19 protein-coding genes and 1 pseudogene are annotated in these 17,403 nt (G+C 26.9%); 7 read left to right on the top strand and 13 right to left on the bottom strand.

Annotation, left to right across the window (positions count from 1 at the left end):
- Positions 1-149 precede the first annotated feature (149 nt).
- On the top strand, positions 150-467 hold the full coding sequence (locus tag ARA19_RS12105) for a DUF1904 family protein (protein WP_242862428.1): 318 nt from the start codon (positions 150-152) through the stop codon (positions 465-467).
- A gap of 156 nt (positions 468-623) precedes the next feature.
- Here the strand turns inward: ARA19_RS12105 and ARA19_RS12100 are convergent, their stop codons facing one another.
- The 5 genes from ARA19_RS12100 to ARA19_RS12080 all read right to left on the bottom strand — a co-directional run bounded on the left by ARA19_RS12100 (position 624) and on the right by ARA19_RS12080 (position 5,098).
- Entirely contained in the window at positions 624-1,082 is a 459-nt protein-coding gene (locus tag ARA19_RS12100; RefSeq protein ID WP_055071223.1) for a hypothetical protein, read from the bottom strand.
- Between the two features lie 154 nt (positions 1,083-1,236).
- The gene (locus ARA19_RS12095; protein ID WP_055071222.1) at positions 1,237-1,956 is read right to left on the bottom strand and encodes an LrgB family protein; all 720 of its coding nucleotides are present in this window, start codon (positions 1,954-1,956) and stop codon (positions 1,237-1,239) included.
- Complete coding sequence (locus ARA19_RS12090) at positions 1,949-2,335, bottom strand: CidA/LrgA family protein (protein WP_055071221.1); 387 nt, start codon at positions 2,333-2,335, stop codon at positions 1,949-1,951. The genes ARA19_RS12095 and ARA19_RS12090 overlap by 8 nt, the downstream gene beginning before the upstream one ends.
- A gap of 402 nt (positions 2,336-2,737) precedes the next feature.
- Positions 2,738-3,751, bottom strand: a complete 1,014-nt coding sequence (gene asnA, locus ARA19_RS12085) for an aspartate--ammonia ligase (protein WP_055071220.1) — start codon at positions 3,749-3,751, stop codon at positions 2,738-2,740.
- Between the two features lie 21 nt (positions 3,752-3,772).
- The gene (locus tag ARA19_RS12080; RefSeq protein WP_055071219.1) at positions 3,773-5,098 is read right to left on the bottom strand and encodes a D-alanyl-D-alanine carboxypeptidase family protein; all 1,326 of its coding nucleotides are present in this window, start codon (positions 5,096-5,098) and stop codon (positions 3,773-3,775) included.
- 203 nt (positions 5,099-5,301) lie between these two features.
- Between ARA19_RS12080 and ARA19_RS12075 the strand changes: the two genes are divergently transcribed.
- The 5 genes and pseudogenes from ARA19_RS12075 (at position 5,302) to ARA19_RS12065 (ending at position 8,935) form a co-directional block, all read left to right on the top strand.
- Positions 5,302-5,646 (top strand): hypothetical protein, encoded by a 345-nt coding sequence (locus ARA19_RS12075; RefSeq protein ID WP_055071218.1) that lies wholly within the window; start codon positions 5,302-5,304, stop codon positions 5,644-5,646.
- Between the two features lie 290 nt (positions 5,647-5,936).
- Positions 5,937-6,089, top strand: coding sequence for a hypothetical protein (locus ARA19_RS17645; RefSeq protein WP_157452254.1), 153 nt, complete (start codon positions 5,937-5,939; stop codon positions 6,087-6,089).
- Positions 6,090-6,157: 68 nt separating this feature from the next.
- Positions 6,158-6,745 (top strand): hypothetical protein, encoded by a 588-nt coding sequence (locus ARA19_RS12070; RefSeq protein WP_207643341.1) that lies wholly within the window; start codon positions 6,158-6,160, stop codon positions 6,743-6,745.
- An 18-nt stretch (positions 6,746-6,763) separates the two neighbouring features.
- Positions 6,764-7,018, top strand: a pseudogene (locus ARA19_RS17205) (nucleoside-diphosphate kinase).
- 189 nt (positions 7,019-7,207) lie between these two features.
- Positions 7,208-8,935 carry a 5'-nucleotidase C-terminal domain-containing protein gene (locus ARA19_RS12065; protein ID WP_055071216.1) on the top strand — a complete coding sequence of 576 codons (1,728 nt, stop codon included), beginning with the start codon at positions 7,208-7,210 and terminating at the stop codon, positions 8,933-8,935.
- A 55-nt stretch (positions 8,936-8,990) separates the two neighbouring features.
- Here the strand turns inward: ARA19_RS12065 and ARA19_RS12060 are convergent, their stop codons facing one another.
- From ARA19_RS12060 to ARA19_RS12030, 7 genes are all read right to left on the bottom strand, one after another.
- Entirely contained in the window at positions 8,991-10,076 is a 1,086-nt protein-coding gene (locus ARA19_RS12060) for an ABC transporter substrate-binding protein (RefSeq protein ID WP_055071215.1), read from the bottom strand.
- Between the two features lie 6 nt (positions 10,077-10,082).
- Positions 10,083-10,880, bottom strand: a complete 798-nt coding sequence (locus ARA19_RS12055) for an ABC transporter permease (protein ID WP_055071214.1) — start codon at positions 10,878-10,880, stop codon at positions 10,083-10,085.
- A 10-nt stretch (positions 10,881-10,890) separates the two neighbouring features.
- On the bottom strand, positions 10,891-11,721 hold the full coding sequence (locus ARA19_RS12050) for an ABC transporter permease (RefSeq protein ID WP_055071213.1): 831 nt from the start codon (positions 11,719-11,721) through the stop codon (positions 10,891-10,893).
- A complete protein-coding gene (gene potA / locus ARA19_RS12045; protein ID WP_055071212.1) occupies positions 11,714-12,769 on the bottom strand; it encodes a spermidine/putrescine ABC transporter ATP-binding protein in 1,056 nt (351 codons plus the stop codon). Before potA ends, ARA19_RS12050 begins: the two co-directional genes overlap by 8 nt.
- Before the next feature lie 25 nt (positions 12,770-12,794).
- Positions 12,795-13,334 (bottom strand): helix-turn-helix domain-containing protein, encoded by a 540-nt coding sequence (locus ARA19_RS12040; protein WP_055071211.1) that lies wholly within the window; start codon positions 13,332-13,334, stop codon positions 12,795-12,797.
- A 468-nt stretch (positions 13,335-13,802) separates the two neighbouring features.
- The gene (locus ARA19_RS12035) at positions 13,803-14,132 is read right to left on the bottom strand and encodes a hypothetical protein (protein WP_055071210.1); all 330 of its coding nucleotides are present in this window, start codon (positions 14,130-14,132) and stop codon (positions 13,803-13,805) included.
- A 43-nt stretch (positions 14,133-14,175) separates the two neighbouring features.
- A complete protein-coding gene (locus ARA19_RS12030) occupies positions 14,176-14,655 on the bottom strand; it encodes a YtxH domain-containing protein (protein ID WP_055071209.1) in 480 nt (159 codons plus the stop codon).
- A gap of 449 nt (positions 14,656-15,104) precedes the next feature.
- Here ARA19_RS12030 and ARA19_RS12025 point away from each other — a divergent pair, with 449 nt between their 5' ends.
- The gene (locus ARA19_RS12025; protein ID WP_055071208.1) at positions 15,105-15,506 is read left to right on the top strand and encodes a hypothetical protein; all 402 of its coding nucleotides are present in this window, start codon (positions 15,105-15,107) and stop codon (positions 15,504-15,506) included.
- A gap of 282 nt (positions 15,507-15,788) precedes the next feature.
- Here the strand turns inward: ARA19_RS12025 and ARA19_RS12020 are convergent, their stop codons facing one another.
- Complete coding sequence (locus ARA19_RS12020; protein ID WP_055071207.1) at positions 15,789-17,234, bottom strand: alanine/glycine:cation symporter family protein; 1,446 nt, start codon at positions 17,232-17,234, stop codon at positions 15,789-15,791.
- Positions 17,235-17,403 lie beyond the last annotated feature (169 nt).

Below are 17,403 nucleotides of genomic sequence, written 5' to 3'. Positions count from 1 at the left end.
AATGAAAATTGGGAAGAGATAAAATTAAATCTCTTCCCAATTTTTTTATTAAATTAAATCTCAAATTATGTAGATTTTTAGAAGAATTTTATGGTAAAGTAAAGTTATGTAAAGTAGATTTTAAGAGAAAAGAGATGATTAGTATGCCGATGTTAAAATTTAGAGGTATTTCAAAGGAAGAAGTAATTAATAAAAGTAAGTTATTAGTAGACAAGCTTGCGGAATGCATTGAATGTCCAAGAGATTATTTCACTCTTGAAGTTATTGATAGTAAATATGTATTTGATGGAGAATATGTAGAGCAACCAAGTATTATTGAAATAGCTTGGTTTTATAGAGGACAAAAAGTTCAAGATGAAGTTGCTAAAATAATAACAGAACTTTTTAAAGGTAATAGAGAATATTTAGAGGTATTTTTTATAAAGCTTAAAGAAGAATGTTATTATGAAAATGGAGAACATTTTTAATAAATACATGAAATTTAGATAAGGTTTATTCTTATCTGAATTTTATCTAATAGCTAGAGCTTTTTTACGTAAGTGAGTGGTCACAAATGATGAACATATATAGCCAGATAAAAGGCATAGAGAATATATCTATAATTTGATACATCCTCTATGTTTTTAATTTAGGGTATAGTTATATGTAAATTCATAATAGATATTACTTAAGTTTTTTATCTTAGAAATAGGAACGTTTTTATCCTTTGGTAAGGAAAGTAAGACCTTTTTTCCTTGAAGTAATGCTAAGCCTTCTTCTAAAGGAATCTCTGGAAAGAGAGCATCTAAGATAATATTATTGTTTTCATCCTTTATTATAAGGTTAAAGTTAGTGATGGTTTTTATTTTATTTTTTGAATTATTAAGAAAATAACTGTCTATTAAAATATTTTTTCTGTTACTAGTAATATTGTTTATTATTAGATTCATATTGTTTTCCTGAGTCTGAAAGGAGCTATTTTCATAATAAGTTTTAGTAAACAATTTTTCAGGAAGGTTAAAACCTTTAGAAAAGGCAAGTTTACTAGGTATGAGTATTAAAAACAGTGTTAAAAGAAAAGCAGTTTTTTTCAGTTTAAACATAGCAGGACCTCCTCAAGCTAAGAATTAAGTATTTATTTTAATTTTAAAATAACATAATTATTTCAATACTTAGTATATGTAATTTTCTTTAAAGTAAAATAAAAAAACATATTTACCAGTAAAAACCTAGTAAATATGTTTTATTTATTATTAATTAGTGAAGGTGAATCATTGAAGCTAATATATGATACATAGATGGTGCTATAAATACTACCAGTAATCCGTTTAATCCCATTGAAAGGGAACTTATACCACCTTGAATTTCATTAGTTTCTAAGGCCTTACTTGTACCCATTGCGTGACAAGAGGTTCCGTAGGCAACACCTTTAGCTATATCATTTTTAATTTTAAATATTTTAAATGTAAATGTCGAAATAATTGCTCCAGTTATACCTGTTATAATAATTGCAACAACTGTTATAGGAACAATTCCTCCAAGAGTTTGAGTAACTTGAACTCCTATAGGTGTTGTTATTGACTTAGCCATAAGTGATTTTATTAAATCAGTGTTTAATCCTAGGGCATAGCTAGAGAAGAATATAAATATTATCCCAACTACACTTGCTACTACCATACCACTAAATATAGGTATAGCATATTTTTTTAGTAACTTTATTTGTTTGTAAAGAGGAACAGCTAAAGCTACTGTTGCAGGTTGAAGCATGTCATTTATAAATTGTGCACCCTTATTAAATTGTTCGTATTTTATATTAAATGCAAGTAAGAATCCAATGACTAATACTATTGCGATTAATAAGGGATTGAATAATGCTATTCTTGTTTTTTTATTGATGAATATGCCTATTTCAAAAGCTAGTATGCAAGCTAACATACTAAAAAGTGGTTGTCTAATTATCTCACTAAAACTACTCATTTTTATTAAGCTCCTTTTTCTTTAGTTCTTTTTTTTCATTTAAATTAATTACCAATTGAACTACAACACCACTTATTGCCATTATGATGAATGTAGAAACTATAGCTACTATAAGTAATTTTATAGTATTTCCTTTTAATACATTATAAGCTGTTATTATTCCAACACCAGCAGGTATAAAGAAAAAGGCTAAGTGATCAAGTAAAAAAGTTGATACTTTATCAATCATTTCTACTTTGACAACTTTAGTACATAATAAGAATAATAGTATAAGCATACCTAATATATTGCCTGGTATAGGTAGATGTAAGGATTTTGAAATAAATTCACTTACAAAGTAAATTGCCAAGATAATTAACATTTCTCGTAAAAGTTTCATATGTATCACTCCATTAGATTATAAAGTTTTAGTCACTGCTACTATATTTTATTATGATTAATGTAAATTGTATAGCTTGGTTTAACCCTTAGTAACTCTATAAGGAAGCAATATAGAGTGTATTCAAGTATATGGTCAATATATATCTTTAATGCTTTAAATTAATTATTGATACTCTTGTTTTTGTTCGTAACATAATGTTACGAAGTAATAAAAAAAATAATAACCTAATGTAAACAAATTCATTAGATTATTATTTTAATTTAAATTCCAGTTTATCTGATGAATAGTGTCTTTAACATTCTATTTTTCTAAAACATGAGAATAAACAGATACACATCCCTAGATAATTTCGGCTAAAATTCAACTAGAGTTAAAATTCTAGTTGAATTAAATCTTAGTTTATAGAAGTTTTATGTGATTTTCTTTACAAATTTCAACTGTTTCATCATCCCAAATTGAGCTTTGAACTTCACCTATATGAGCTTTATTAAGGAAGAACATACAAATTCTTGATTGTCCTATACCACCACCTATGGTATATGGAAGCTTTCCTTCTAATAAGTCTTTGTGGAATGGTAGATTTTTTCTATCTAAACAATTAGCTTCTTTTAATTGATATAATAAGCTTGTACTATCTACCCTTATCCCCATAGAAGATAATTCTAAACCTTGATCTAAAAGTGGGTAATAAAATAATAAGTCACCATTTAAATTCCAATCATCATAGTCTGGGCTTCTGCCATCATGTTTATCACCAGAACTTAATAAGTTACCTATGGATTTTATAAATACAGCTTTTTTTTCTTTACATATAGCATGTTCTCTTTCTTTAGCTGAAAGATTAGGATATTTTTGATATAATTCCTCAGCTGTAATAAAGAAAATTTCTTCAGGTAATTTTTTTTCTATGATAGGGTAGATGGAAGTAATATAATTTTCAGTTTCTTTAAATACAGAGAAAATAATTTTAACAATAGATTCAAGGGTGTCACTAGTTCTTTCAGATTCTAAAATTATTTTTTCCCAATCCCATTGGTCAACGTAAATAGAATGGATATTATCAAGATCTTCATCTCGTCTTATAGCATTCATATCTGTATATAAACCTTCACCAACATTGAATTTATATTCTTTTAAAGCATTACGTTTCCATTTTGCAAGAGAATGAATAATTTCTATTTTACTATCTTTTAATGCTTTCATGTCAAAAGAAACAGGTCTTTCAACTCCATTTAAATTATCATTTAAACCAGTTGAGCTTTTTACAAAAAGGGGAGCAGAAACTCTAGTTAGATTTAGCTCTGTAGCCAATTTATTTTCAAAAAAGTCCTTGATTTTTTTTATTGCTATAGCAGTTTCTTTTAGTGATAAATTAGATGAATAGTTTTTAGGAACTAATACCTTTGAATTCATTGAAATTCCTCCTAATATAAATTATTTAAAGATAGTTTTTCTTCTGTTAAATAAAGCACTACGTCTTTTGGCTTTGTTTATACGATTTATAGTAAATATTATTAAAAGAACTAGTAATATAGTTCCACCTATAGTTATTAAATAGTATAAGAAATTTTGACCTATTAAGGTAAATAACGATATATCAGCTTGAATTAAATATTCAGTGTTATTATAACTGTCTTTAAATTTAGCTTTTAGATCTTTAGAAGTTGCAAGCTTCCAAGGAGTTTTATCTGTTAAATCTACTTTAATTTCACTTAATTTATTATTATATGAATTGTTATAATAATTTATGTCCTCTTCTAAAACTATAGGAATAGTAACTGATTTTTCTTTGCCAAAGAAACCAAAGGCTTTATATTTCAAGTTTACCTTTTCTAAAACTTCACTAGACTTTTTGAATATTTCTTTTTTTGCAGAAAAACTATAGTCTATTATTGTTTTCATATCATTGAACACTATAGTATCATCAACACCATGTTCAGAATCTAGAACAACACCAAGAATTTTTCTGCCTTCTCTTTCATAAATAGATAGTAAGCATCTACCAGCCTCAGAAGTAAAACCTGTCTTAGCAGCGACGTTTCCATCTTTGCCTAAGTCTTTATTAGTTGTATATATTATAATTCTTTTTTTACTTTTGTCAAATTCAACTGTAGAATTCTTTTTAGCTAAAGTACGTTTAATCCATGGATTAGCATAGGCTGCTTTACCAAGCAAGGCTAAATCAAATGGAGTTGTATAATGGTTCTCATCATGAAGTCCATTGGCAGTTACAAATTTAGTATTGTTCATACCAAGAGCTTTTGCTTTTTCATTCATTAATGCAATAAATTCTTCGCTATTTTTAGAAACAAAATCAGCTATCATATAGGCACTATCATTTGCGGAATAGAGAAGAAGAGCATCCATTACTTCTTCGCCACTTAAACTGTCTCCAATTTCAACTGGACCGAAGTTTTTATCTAATGATGATGGTGGTTGAGCTTTTGAACTTTCAGTAACTGGAATAATATCGGTAGGTTTTGCATTTTCGGCAAATAAAAGGGCTGTCATTAGTTTAGTTATGCTAGCGGGATAAACTTTTTTATCAGCATTTTTAGAATAAATAATATCGCCGCTTGATAAATCTAGAGTTAGAGCTGTTTTCCCTATTATATTAGGGAGCAGAGGATCTTCATTGGTTGTCTTTAAATTAGAAGAGTTACTCTCAGTACTATAAGCGCTTATAGTAATAAAGCATAAATTGCAGGTAATTATAAAAAATAAAATAGTGCATAATTTTATTTTATTTTTGTTTTTCATTTTTTCAACTCCTAGTCAATTGATTTCACTTTAGTATAACATTTGTAGTAAATACATACAATAAATGAAATAAAAGTTAAAAAAATATTTAAGAAGGAGAAAGGGAGAAAGAAAATACTTAAAAAATAATATATTTACTATTAAAAATAAATATAAAATATGGTATAATTAGAAATAAATAGAAGAAAGCTAGGAGGGGTATTGTGAAAAATATTAATGAAAAAGTTTACTTTTATACTAAATTAGATGAAATTAATGGTAAAGGTAATAATGACATTTGTTATGGTTTTAATTATAATGAAGATGAAAACATTATCAAATTACATTTAGATGGTGATGAAATCGAATTTAATATTATAGGAGATATAAGAGAATATAACCAAAATATATCATTCAACACAGACCACAACAGTAAAATAACTTTAACATATTTAGATGTAGAATTGTATAACAATTTAAAAGGCTATATGTTAAATTATAATCTAGCAGATCTTAAAACTGATGAAGAGGTTCAACAGTATTTAAAACAAAAGAGATTTATGAGTTAAATTAATAAGTTAAAAGATAATATTTTAGATTATAATTCCTAAAATAAATACTTTTTAGTATTTATTTTGGGATTTGTTTATTTTAGTGTTTTTATAAATTAATAAAAAGGAATTTAAATTTTAATAAATAAATAATAAAATTATGAATATATTAATAAAATATTAAATAATAATCCTTCATATGGTAAAATGCAATTAAATTAAAATTGGTGCTATTGGTCCATTGAGTGGGAAATCTCCTACATATGGACAATTAATTAAAAATGGACCTTATCATATAAATCATTTTTTTGGTTGATGTAGTAGAAGCTCTTAAGAATATAGAAGTAAAAGGTGTAACAGGAAATATAAAATTTGGTGAAGATAATTCAGCTGTTAAAGAAGCAGTAATATTAAAAATTGATAATGGAAAGAAAGAATTAATAGAAAAAATACAACCATAAAAAATAACTATTTTATTACAAAAAGTTTTAATTTGTGTTGCGAAAGGTTATAATTTATTTGATAGCAAATGATAGTAGGAAGTGATAATTTGAATAACTATACAGTAAATGATCTTTTAGAGAAAAGGGAAGTTGGAACTGTGTTACCTTTAATAGTAGAAGTTAATGATGAAATTTTACCAATATTTTTTATAAAAGATTATAAAGATACGATAAAAGACATAAGAGAAGATAAATTGGTGGCAATGAAAAGTTCTATAGTTGGAGATGGAAAATGTTTTTTATTACTAATTTTATTTCAGTTTAATAATGATTTTGAAACAACATATGATTTATGGTTTAACTATAGTTATGAGTGGCATAATGATTTTCTAAATGTACTAAATAAAGAGGAAAGAATGATTATTGATTTTAGAGATGAAAATAATGAGCGTGTCAAAACTATAGAAGTAAAAAATAAAATAAAAGATACTTTAGATGAATATATGAAGAAAGCAGAAGAGGAGACTATTGAAAAAGAATTTTCTGAAGAGAAAATAGTATATCTATCAAGAAAGAAAAGATATGAGACTTGGAAGGAAGACGATGCAGATAAAATTATGGAGACAATATTCGATAGTCATGAGAGTATAGAAGAGCTTTGGGAAAATATATAATTAAAGTAGGTAGATTTTATAAATATTGAGAAAATATTAGTATTAATTAAACCAGATGTAGTTGAAAGGAATTTAATAGGATATATAACTAAAATTTATAAAGAAAATAATTTAAAAGTAACAAATTTAAAACTTTAGAAAATTAGTGAAAAGCTTGCAAAAGAGCATTATAAAGAACATGAAGGAAAAGAATTTTATAATAATTTAATAAAATATATAACAAGAAGTCCGCTAGTAGCTATGGTTCTAGAAGGTGAAAATTGTAGATGTTAATGTATGAAGATAAGGGTTTATTTAATACATTTCCATCTACAATTTTTATTTTCTGAATAAAAAGTATAAATATGGTGGATATTAAAAGGGAAAGTGGTAGGTTATTTGTTTATCTCCAGCTTATAGAAGATTGGAGTATTACAGTATCTAGCTATCAGATAAATTTTAAAGTTATGAGAAGGAAAACTTATGAAGAATAGAAATACTAAAAGAAAAATAATAGTATATTTATTAATATTTTTTATAATTTTTATTTTAATTACACCTACATTATACTTAATAATTTTTGAATCTTTAGAAAAAGAAGCTAAAGTTATAGGTTCAAGAAAGTCTTCAAGGGTAACTATAGAAACTTTAAAAAATATTAATGAAGAAAGTGAACAGTATAAAAAAATAAGCATATTAACTATAAATGATTTACATGGAAGTATAATTGAATCTGGAATAAATATTGGTGCTCCTAAGTTAGGGGCAGAAGTTAAAAGAATAAAAGAAGAAGAAAAAAACACTATATTAGTGGGTGGTGGAGATCTTTATCAAGGTAGTGCAATTTCTAATTTATTATATGGAAAACCTGTTTCAGAGGTTTTGAAGGAAATGGGAATGAAATATACAGCTATAGGAAATCATGAATTTGATTGGGGATTAGATAAAATAAAAAAGTGGTCAGAATCTATAGATTTTCTTGGTTCTAACATAATAGATAAGAATACAAAGGAAGTAGTACAATGGGCTAAACCCTATGTTATTGAAGAATTTGAAGGGATTAAGGTTGGGTTCATTGGAATTACTACTCCTGAAAGTATATATAAAACAAAAACTGAAAATATAAAAGACTTAGAGTTTAAAGACCCAGCAGTGGCAGCAAGTGAGTGGGCTAAGTACTTAAAAACAGAAAAAGCTGTGGATATAGTTATTGTTTTAAGTCACTTAGGTGGAAGGCAAGGAGCAGATGGAACCATAACAGGAGAATTAGAGAACTTAGCTAAAAAAGCTACAGGTATTGATGGAATAGTGGGAGGTCATAGTCACACTTATATTGCAGGGGTTGTAAATGATATTCCTATAGTACAGGCAGGAAGTAATGGTAGAGCTTTAGGTAAGCTTGAAATAATTATAAGACCTGATGGAAATTTAGATATAAAGCCTTCCTATGATAAACTTTATAAAAGGATTAATAATCTTAAAGAAGATAAAAAAATAAAGAATATAGTTAATAAGTATGAAAAAGAATTAAACCCTAAATTAAAAGAAAAAGTTGCTTTTATAGATAAGGACTTGACACATAAAAGAACTATTAATGGTGTTACCATGTTAGGGCAATTTATTACAAAATCTATGGTTGAATTATCAGGTTCACAAATAGGTTTAATTAATAGTGGTGGAATGAGAAGAACTTTAAATAAAGGAATTATAACAGTAGGAGATATGTGGGATATTATGCCTTTTGATAATAATTTAGTAACTATGAAATTAAAAGGAACAGATTTAAAAAGAATAATGGAGCATGGCATAATGAATGAAAATATAGGAGGGATTCAATTTTACGGATTAAATGTATATTACGATAGTACTAAGGACTATGGTAATAGGATTTCTTCTATGAAATTATTAGATGGGACAGAAATAGAAATGGATAAGTACTATACTGTGGTAACTAATGATTTTATGTATTATAAAGGGGATAATTATGATTTTACTGGAGCTATAGATTTTAAGGATACAGGAAGAGCAGTGCGAGATGTTTTAATTGAAAAATTTAAGGAATTTGGTGAAATTACTTTTGAATATAAAGAGAATAGTATTATAAATAAAAAAGATGAGAGAGTATGGAATCAATTTTTAAATTTAAATTATCTCTATAAATTAAATTTTAGTTTACATGAAGTTTTATCATCTGCCGAGATAGCTATATAGCTAGATAAAAGGAAGAGAGGATGTATCTGTAATTTGATACATCCCCATCTTTCTATTATTTTTCTCTAGTTGCTTTAACTTCAATCCAAGCTTGGTTAATTTCTCTATTTACATCATTACCTAAATCAATGAATACTTCAAAATTATTAAGCTTTGATAAGTCAGGATAAGCTACAGGATTTTCTTGAACTTCCTTTGGAAGTAATTTAAGTGCTTCAGTATTTGGAGTTGAATAACCTATATATTCAGCATTTAAAGCAGCATTTTCAGGGTCACATAGGAAATTAATAAATTTCTCTGCATTTTCTTTATGTTTAGCATTTTTAGGAATACATAATGCATCAAACCATTTGTTAGAACCTTCCTTAGGGAATGCATAACCTAAGTCTGGATTTTCATCCATTAATGTTATAGCATCACCAGACCAAACTACAGCAAGAGCAGCCTCACCAGACAGCATTGCATCTTTAACTTCATCAACCATATAAGCTCTAATTAAGCCAGAGCTTTTTTGCTTTATTAGTTCATTTTTAGCTGCTTCTAATTCTTGTGGATTAGTAGTGTTTAGGCTATAACCAAGTTTCTTTAAAGTTAAACCAAAAGCATCTCTAGGACTATCAACCATTATTATTTGATCTTTATATTTTTCATCCCAAAGAATATTAAGACTATCAACAGGTTCCTTAACCATTTTTTTATTATACATTATTCCAACAGTACCCCACATATAAGGTACGGAATATTTACTATCTTTATCATAAGCTAAATTTTTAAAATTATCATTTATATATTTGTAGTTAGGAATATTATCAAAGTTAAGTTCTGCCAATAAATTTTCGCTAATCATTTTTTCAACCATATAATCAGAAGGAATTATAAGGTCGTAATTTAAACTACCATTACTAATTTTTTGATACATTATTTCATTAGTATCAAAAACATCATACTTAACTTTTATACCAGTTTCATCTTCAAATTTCTTTAAAAGACTTGGGTCAATGTAATCGCCCCAGTTGTATATATAAAGAACATTATCTTTTTTATCTTTCTTATCATCTTCAGATTTTTTATTAAGAGTACAACCTGTAAATATTAATAAAGGAATTAGTAATAGAGATAAGAATTTTAATTTTTTTCCCATAATTATTTAGTCCTCCTTTATTAAAGAATCTTTGCTGTTAACTACTAATAGTAGAATAAGAACAACAACAAACATAATAGTAGATAAAGCATTTATTTCAGGTTTTATACCTCTCCTTGCCATAGCATATATTTCTATAGATAAATTTGATACCCCAGGTCCTGTAGTAAAGAAGCTTATTACAAAATCATCAATGGACATGGTGAAAGCCATTAAAAATCCAGCTGCAATACCAGGCTTAATTTGAGGTAATAGTACTTTTCTTATAGCATAAAAAGGAGTTGCACCTAAATCTAAAGCAGCTTCTACTAAGTTAGGTGGAAGTTGTTTTAATTTAGGTAAAATTGATAAAATAACATATGGAATACTAAAAGTTATATGTGCTAAAAGTAAAGTCATAAATCCCGGTTGAAGAGGGATGATTAAGGCTATAGCACCAAAAAGACTCATAAGAGCTATACCAGTTACTATATCTGGATTAAGTACAGGTAAATAATTTATGTTTAAAATAAGTCTTTTCATAGGACCTCTCATTTTACTTATTCCAATGGCACTTATTGTTCCTATAATAGTAGCTACTACAGAAGAAATAATAGCAATTAATAGGGTATAATAAAGTGCTTGCAAAATTCTTTGGTCATTAAGTAATTCTCCATACCATTTTAGGGTAAAGCCTTTCCAAACAGACATTGATTTAGAGTCATTAAAGGAAAAGACCATTAATACCAATATAGGGGCATAAAGAAATAAGAAAATAATAAATATATAAAACCTAGATAGAAAATTACTTAGTTTCTTTAGCATAATTTTATAATCAATCCTTTCCTGCATATTTCTTTTCATATTTAGTCATAAAGGCCATGGAAATCAGTATTAGAATCATCATAAATATAGCAAGTGAAGATCCTAAATTCCAATCACCAACAGCTGTTATTTCCTGTTCAATTAGGTTTCCAACAAGTAGATATTTACTACCACCAAGTAATCGAGAAATAACAAAAGTTGAAACAGCAGGCATAAATACCATTGTTATACCAGATATAACTCCAGGTAAACTTAAAGGAAGAATTACCTTCTTAAAAGTTTGAAGCTTTGTAGCTCCTAAATCATAGGAAGCATCTATAAGAGTTTGGTCAAGTTTTATTAAAACAGTATAAATAGGTATAACCATGAATGGAAGGAAGTTATAAACCATACCTAAAAGTACAGCACCTTCTGTATATAGAAATTTTACTGGTGATATACCGAAAATTCCTAAGATATTATTTAATATACCATTAGTATTTAAAATGGCCATCCAAGCATAGGTTCTGATTAAAAAGTTCATCCACATTGGAAGAATAAAAAGTAATATTAAGATATTTCTTTTTTTAAAATTATATTTAGATATAATATAAGCTACAGGATAACCTAAAATTAAGCATAAAACTGTAGAAATAAATGCTAATATAATTGAATGAAGAAATATGTTTAAATAAATTGGATTTAATATTTTTTTATAGTTGTCTAAAGAAAAAACAGTTTGTCCATTTGTAGTTTTAAGAAAACTAAGGACTAAAATTATCACAATAGGAGCAACTATAAATATTAAACTCCAAACCACATAGGGGTAGGCTAAAAGTGATTTAGACTTTTTATTATTCATTGCCATCATCCTCACTTTTCATAATATGAATACTTTCTGGAGTGAAAGTAAGTCCTATTTCATCGCCTACTGTAGCATTTTTAGTACTATGAATTTTCCAAGTTGAATTGTGGCTCTTCACTAATATTTCATAGTGAACTCCTTTAAATACTACAGATGTAACTATACCAGTAATATTTGCTTTTTCTTTAGGAATCATTTCTATATCTTCAGGTCTTATTACAACATCAACCTTTTCATTTGCCTTGAATCCTTTATCAACACAGGTAAAAATAAAGTCATAAAATTTAACTTTAAAGTCTTCAAGCATTACACCAGAAATTATATTACTTTCACCAATAAACTTAGCAACAAATTTATTAGCAGGTTCATTATAAATATCTTCTGGAGTGCCCATTTGTTGAATTTTACCTTTATTCATAACGACTATAGTGTCAGACATTGAAAGAGCTTCCTCTTGATCATGGGTTACAAAAATAAATGTTATACCTAATTTTTGTTGAATTCTTTTTAACTCTATTTGCATATCCTTTCTTAATTGAAAGTCTAAAGCACCTAAGGGTTCGTCAAGTAATAGGACATTAGGTTCATTAACTAAAGCACGAGCAATGGCTATTCTTTGTTGTTGTCCACCACTTAAGGAGTTAATAGACCTATTTTCATAACCTGATAAAGAAACTAATTTAAGCATTTCTTTTACTTTTTGTTCTATAACATCTTTTTTTAATTTTTTTATTTTTAAACCAAAGGCTACATTTTCAAATACGTTCATATGAGGAAATAAAGCATATTTTTGAAATACTGTATTTAAAGGTCTTTCATAGGGTGGCATATTATTTATATTTTTATTTTCAAATAGAACCTCACCTTTATCAGCATGTTCAAAGCCAGCAAGAATTTTTAGGGTTGTAGTTTTCCCACAGCCACTTGGACCTAAAAGGGTAAGAAATTCATTTTTTTTTATAGAAAGAGAAAAATCATTAAGGACAGTTGTATCCTCGTAAGTTTTTGATATATTGTTTAACTGAATAATAACGTTGCTTTTCAAAAAAACACACCCCTTTTTTTAATTATTAGAATGAAGGTGGAGTTGAAATCCAAATAAGTTTAGCTATAGATTTATTAGGATTTGAAACATAGTGTTTATGTACTGATTTAAAATAGAAACTTTCACCTTCTTTAATTTTAAATTTCCTTTTTCCTAAATGGAGAATAATAGTTCCTTCTAATACAAAACCAAATTCTTCACCTTCATGTGGTTCTTCAAGATTGTACTTACCAAGTGGATTTAAGGTAAGGAAAATTGGCTCCATATGGTTTTTTTGAGCATTAGGAACAAGCCATTTAATATTATATTTTAAATCCTTATTTTCTTTTTCAAACATATCTTCATCTTTAAAATGAATTTTTTCTATTTTATCTTCATTAAAAAATTCTTGAAGATTTGTACCAAGAATATCTAAAATATCTATTAAAGTAGCTATGGATGGTGAAGTTAAGTCATTTTCAACTTGAGAAATAAATCCCTTAGATAATTCGCATCTTATAGCAAGCTCTTCTTGAGTTAATTGTTTTGCAATTCTTAATCTTTTAATTTTTTTTCCAATATCCAATTAACTAATCCCTCCATATATTTTTATAAACGTAGACTTAATTCAGGTGGAGTTTTGACTCCATCTGAATACATAGTCGAAGTTATCATAATACATTTAAATAAATTTTTAGTGGAACCTATTAATAAAAAGTAAGTTACACTAAACATAAAGTTTAAAATTACTAAACAAAAAAATTATATACACATAATGGTATAAATTCAATGGAATTAAAAAATAGTTAATATATTTAATAGAATATTAAATTAATATAAAAATAGAATAATTTTTAAAGAACTAAATGGAATTATATGAATTTAATAACATATTTTAAATTACATAAAAAGAGGAGAGAGATTAGGGGAGTGTTTTAGATAGCCATATAGTTTATCATTGATTACAACCTAAAGAAACTCTTCATTTCTTCTACAAAAGCCGTAGTAGAAATGAAGAGCTTCTAAAATGGTTTATTTAAATTTTAATAAAAGTTTATTTTCTTTTAAAAAGGCTAAAGGCATTACGAAATGCACCAATAGAACCTTTAAAAGAGTTTATTTGATTGCTTATATTATCCTTAACTATTAAGGCTTCAGCTGTTGTTTCTGTAAGTACATTACTTATGTCTTTCACATTATCACTTACTTCATGTAAGTTTTCTATACTTTTTGTCAAATCCTTTTTGTTCTCTAATAAAATGTTATTTATATTCTTAACTAGTTTAGTAATATTAAATAGAAGAACTATAAGGTATACTAGGCAAATAGCACCTAGTATACCTATTACTAACCAGAAGAAATCAAAAACATTAATCTCTATCATTTGCTTTCCTCCAATGGTTATATATATTTAATTTATAATTAAATTACTTTTCATTTTCAACATCTTCAGATATTTCTTCTGAAGTTTCAGAAACTTCTTCTGCAATAATTTCTGCAGGAGCTTCAGTAGCTTGTACATCATCAATTAATGCTATTTCTTCATCTATAGCATCAACTTCAGCAGTTTTAGCAAGTCTTTCAGCTTTCTTTTCTTCTAAGTAAGCTTGAATTCTTGATTTTGCATCCATTAAAGATTCTTGTTTGTTTTTTAACTCAACATTTATAGTCTCTTTTAATTCACAAGCTTTAACCTTTATAGTTTCATTTGTTTCAATAGCTTTATTTTTAATATCTTCTCTTGTTTCTTGTCCTGATTTAGGAGCGAATAAAATTCCGCCTATAGTTCCACCTATTACCCCAACTGATGTACCTACAGTAGCTGCTATACTAACATTTTTTATAGTGTTTCTTCTAGCCTCTCTTCTTTTTGCTTCCTTCTTTTCCTCTATAAATCTTTTTATCATAAATTATGTCCTCCCCTAATGCACTAATTTTTTTTTGTATGTTTCTTGTCTATGTCTTTATTATAACAGGTTATTTTGTAAAATGATTAAATAATGAGTAAACGATTTGTTAGAGTTTTTAGAATAAAATTAATTTCACTTAAAATTATCCCTATATAAATAGAAATAATGAAAAAATGTAAGGTGAAATCAATAATTTTACATAATTTAATTAAAGATATATAGAATTATAAAAAATAATACTTGATTTAAGAGAACTCATTAGATCAAATAAATGAGTTTCATTTATTTATATTAATTTATTTAATGGAATTTAATATAGGGAATTAAAATATAATTGGATAAAGTTTTAATTTACTTATAAGAAATTAAGTATTTCTTATATAAAATATGATGCAAGTATTACAACTTCTAGTTATAATAGATTTATAAGATGGTAAGGAGTTAATATGATAAATATAAAATTGGAATTAAATAAAAGAGGAGAAATTAGTTTTAAAGCAAAGGTTAGTGATGAATTAAAAGAAAATATTATAATTAAAAGAGCCTTATTTGAAAGTAAGCTTATAAAAAGCAATAAAAGATATCCATATGTAATACCTATGAGATTTTTTATACCTATAGTTAATAATATTCATAAGGATAATATAAAACTTGATAAAAATAGCGTAAATGAATTTTTAGAGTTCTCAGATTATTATGAAGAGAAAAGTTATTATATAGGTAAAGCTAATGCAAATTACATGAAAAAGTGGAGAGAAGAGGATTGTCCTAAAATATTTAAGGTTATTATAAATAGGGAAAGTTTAGAAATAGATAAATTTGTAGCTTTTGAAAGATTAATACAATGAAGAAAGTTTAAAGGGATAGTATTTTTAGATATTATGCCTTTTTTTATTATAAATATTGAAAGTATACCTATTAAATTATTTTTTATTTTTATAGGAGTAAGCTTATTTTGTAGGGAGTTTTTTGAGAGGCAAAGAGAGATTTAATATAGTATTAGGGCTTCTTTACGTAGGTGAGTGGTCACAAATGATGAACCTATATAGCTAGATAAAAGGCAGAGAGGATGTATCTGTAATTTGATACATCATCTATATGTTAGATTTTATATTTTATAATAATTTCTATTATAAGGCTTCCTCATCGAAAGGAGATTCTTCCCAACACTCTATATTTTGAAGTCCTGGAATTGAATCCTTATAGAAAACAGGTTCTTTTATTCCTTTTTTCTTTTGATTTCTATAATCTTCAAGGGCTGCAAAACTTATTTTTCCTAAAAGGGCAATTGCTATTAAGTTTAGTATAGCCATAAATGCCATGAATATATCAGCAAGTGTCCAAACTAAAGATACTTTAGCTAGAGCACCGAAGAATACCATACCAACAACAAGAGCTCTATAAATAATCATTACTATTTTGTTTTTTGGAATAATAAATTCTATATTAGATTCACCATAATAGTAATTACCTATTATTGAACTAAAGGCAAATAGGAAAATGCATAGTGCTATGAAGTAAGAACCAAAAGGACCAAATTGAGATACTAAAGCAGCTTGTGTAAGTTGTATACCATTTACTGTAGCATCTGTATAATTACCAGCTATTAATATAATAAAAGCTGTACAAGTACATATTAACATTGTATCTGTAAAAACACCTAAAGTTTGAATCAAACCTTGTTTAACAGGATGACTAACATCTGCTGTAGCTGCAGCATTAGGTGCACTTCCCATACCAGCTTCATTAGAGAAAAGTCCTCTTTTAACCCCTTGTAAAATAATAGCCCCTAAAGTACCACCAGCTATTTGATTTATACCAAAGGCATTTTGAAATATAGTTTTAAATAATGTTGGTACAGAAGTTATATTAAGACAAATCATAAGAATTGCAACTAAAATATAAGCCATTGCAAAGATAGGAACGATGATTTCTGAAACCTTTGCAATTCTTTGAACTCCGCCAAAGATAACAAGACCTGTTAAAATTGCTAATAGTATCCCCATATGAGATGCTTTAAAATTAAAAGCTCCTTGAAATGCTTGAGATACAGTGTTTGATTGAACAGAGTTAAAGACAAAACCAAAGCAAATTGTAATAAGAATAGAAAATAAGATTCCCATCCATTTCTTTCCTAAAGCTTTTTCCATGTAATAGGCAGGTCCACCTCTAAAGTTTTCACCATCTTTAACTTTATATATTTGTGCTAAAGTACTTTCTACAAAGCTAGAAGCTGAACCGATAAATGCAATAAGCCACATCCAAAAAACAGCTCCAGGTCCCCCGGTAGCGATAGCCATAGTAACACCCGTTATATTTCCAGTACCAACTCTAGAAGCTGTACTTATACAAAAGGCTTGAAAGGATGAAACACCCTTTTTTCCTTTTTTATCTTCAGTATCAGAAGACTTACCAAAACCATCACCAAGAAGTCTTATCATTTCTTTAAAATATCCAAATTGAACAAATTTTGTTTTATATGAAAAATAAAGACCTAATGCTAGAAGTGGTCCAATAAGTACATAGACCCAAAGAAAATCATTAAAAGAAGAAAGCATAGTATTTATTGAATTCATAATTTACCCCCCTTATTTATATGCAAATTACTTAGTTAACAACTAACTAATAAAATTTTAATATTTTTTTTATAAAATAACAATTGAATATAAGAAGCTTTAATAAAAAATTTACAACTTGCATAATAGATGTAAGTTGTAACTTTGAAAAAATAAGCAAAGTATTATT

This window comes from Clostridium massiliamazoniense (assembly GCF_001403635.1).
Classification (GTDB): domain Bacteria; phylum Bacillota; class Clostridia; order Clostridiales; family Clostridiaceae; genus Sarcina; species Sarcina massiliamazoniense.
Note: the sequence above shows the minus strand (reverse complement) of the source record. Positions and strands in the feature narration are given on the sequence as shown.

Bases quoted from the DNA above. Each gene is read 5' to 3' on its own strand.
- ARA19_RS12070 (WP_207643341.1), top strand. From the start codon at position 6,158: ATGATAGTAGGAAGTGATAATTTGAATAACTATACAGTAAATGATCTT.
- ARA19_RS12095 (WP_055071222.1), bottom strand. From the start codon at position 1,956: ATGAGTAGTTTTAGTGAGATAATTAGACAACCACTTTTTAGTATGTTA.
- ARA19_RS12100 (WP_055071223.1), bottom strand. From the start codon at position 1,082: ATGTTTAAACTGAAAAAAACTGCTTTTCTTTTAACACTGTTTTTAATA.
- ARA19_RS12035 (WP_055071210.1), bottom strand. From the start codon at position 14,132: ATGATAGAGATTAATGTTTTTGATTTCTTCTGGTTAGTAATAGGTATA.
- ARA19_RS12090 (WP_055071221.1), bottom strand. From the start codon at position 2,335: ATGAAACTTTTACGAGAAATGTTAATTATCTTGGCAATTTACTTTGTA.
- ARA19_RS12060 (WP_055071215.1), bottom strand. From the start codon at position 10,076: ATGGGAAAAAAATTAAAATTCTTATCTCTATTACTAATTCCTTTATTA.
- ARA19_RS12105 (WP_242862428.1), top strand. From the start codon at position 150: ATGTTAAAATTTAGAGGTATTTCAAAGGAAGAAGTAATTAATAAAAGT.
- ARA19_RS12065 (WP_055071216.1), top strand. From the start codon at position 7,208: ATGAAGAATAGAAATACTAAAAGAAAAATAATAGTATATTTATTAATA.
- asnA (WP_055071220.1), bottom strand. From the start codon at position 3,751: ATGAATTCAAAGGTATTAGTTCCTAAAAACTATTCATCTAATTTATCA.
- ARA19_RS12020 (WP_055071207.1), bottom strand. From the start codon at position 17,234: ATGAATTCAATAAATACTATGCTTTCTTCTTTTAATGATTTTCTTTGG.
- ARA19_RS12055 (WP_055071214.1), bottom strand. From the start codon at position 10,880: ATGCTAAAGAAACTAAGTAATTTTCTATCTAGGTTTTATATATTTATT.
- ARA19_RS12025 (WP_055071208.1), top strand. From the start codon at position 15,105: ATGATAAATATAAAATTGGAATTAAATAAAAGAGGAGAAATTAGTTTT.
- ARA19_RS12030 (WP_055071209.1), bottom strand. From the start codon at position 14,655: ATGATAAAAAGATTTATAGAGGAAAAGAAGGAAGCAAAAAGAAGAGAG.
- ARA19_RS12050 (WP_055071213.1), bottom strand. From the start codon at position 11,721: ATGAATAATAAAAAGTCTAAATCACTTTTAGCCTACCCCTATGTGGTT.
- ARA19_RS12080 (WP_055071219.1), bottom strand. From the start codon at position 5,098: ATGAAAAACAAAAATAAAATAAAATTATGCACTATTTTATTTTTTATA.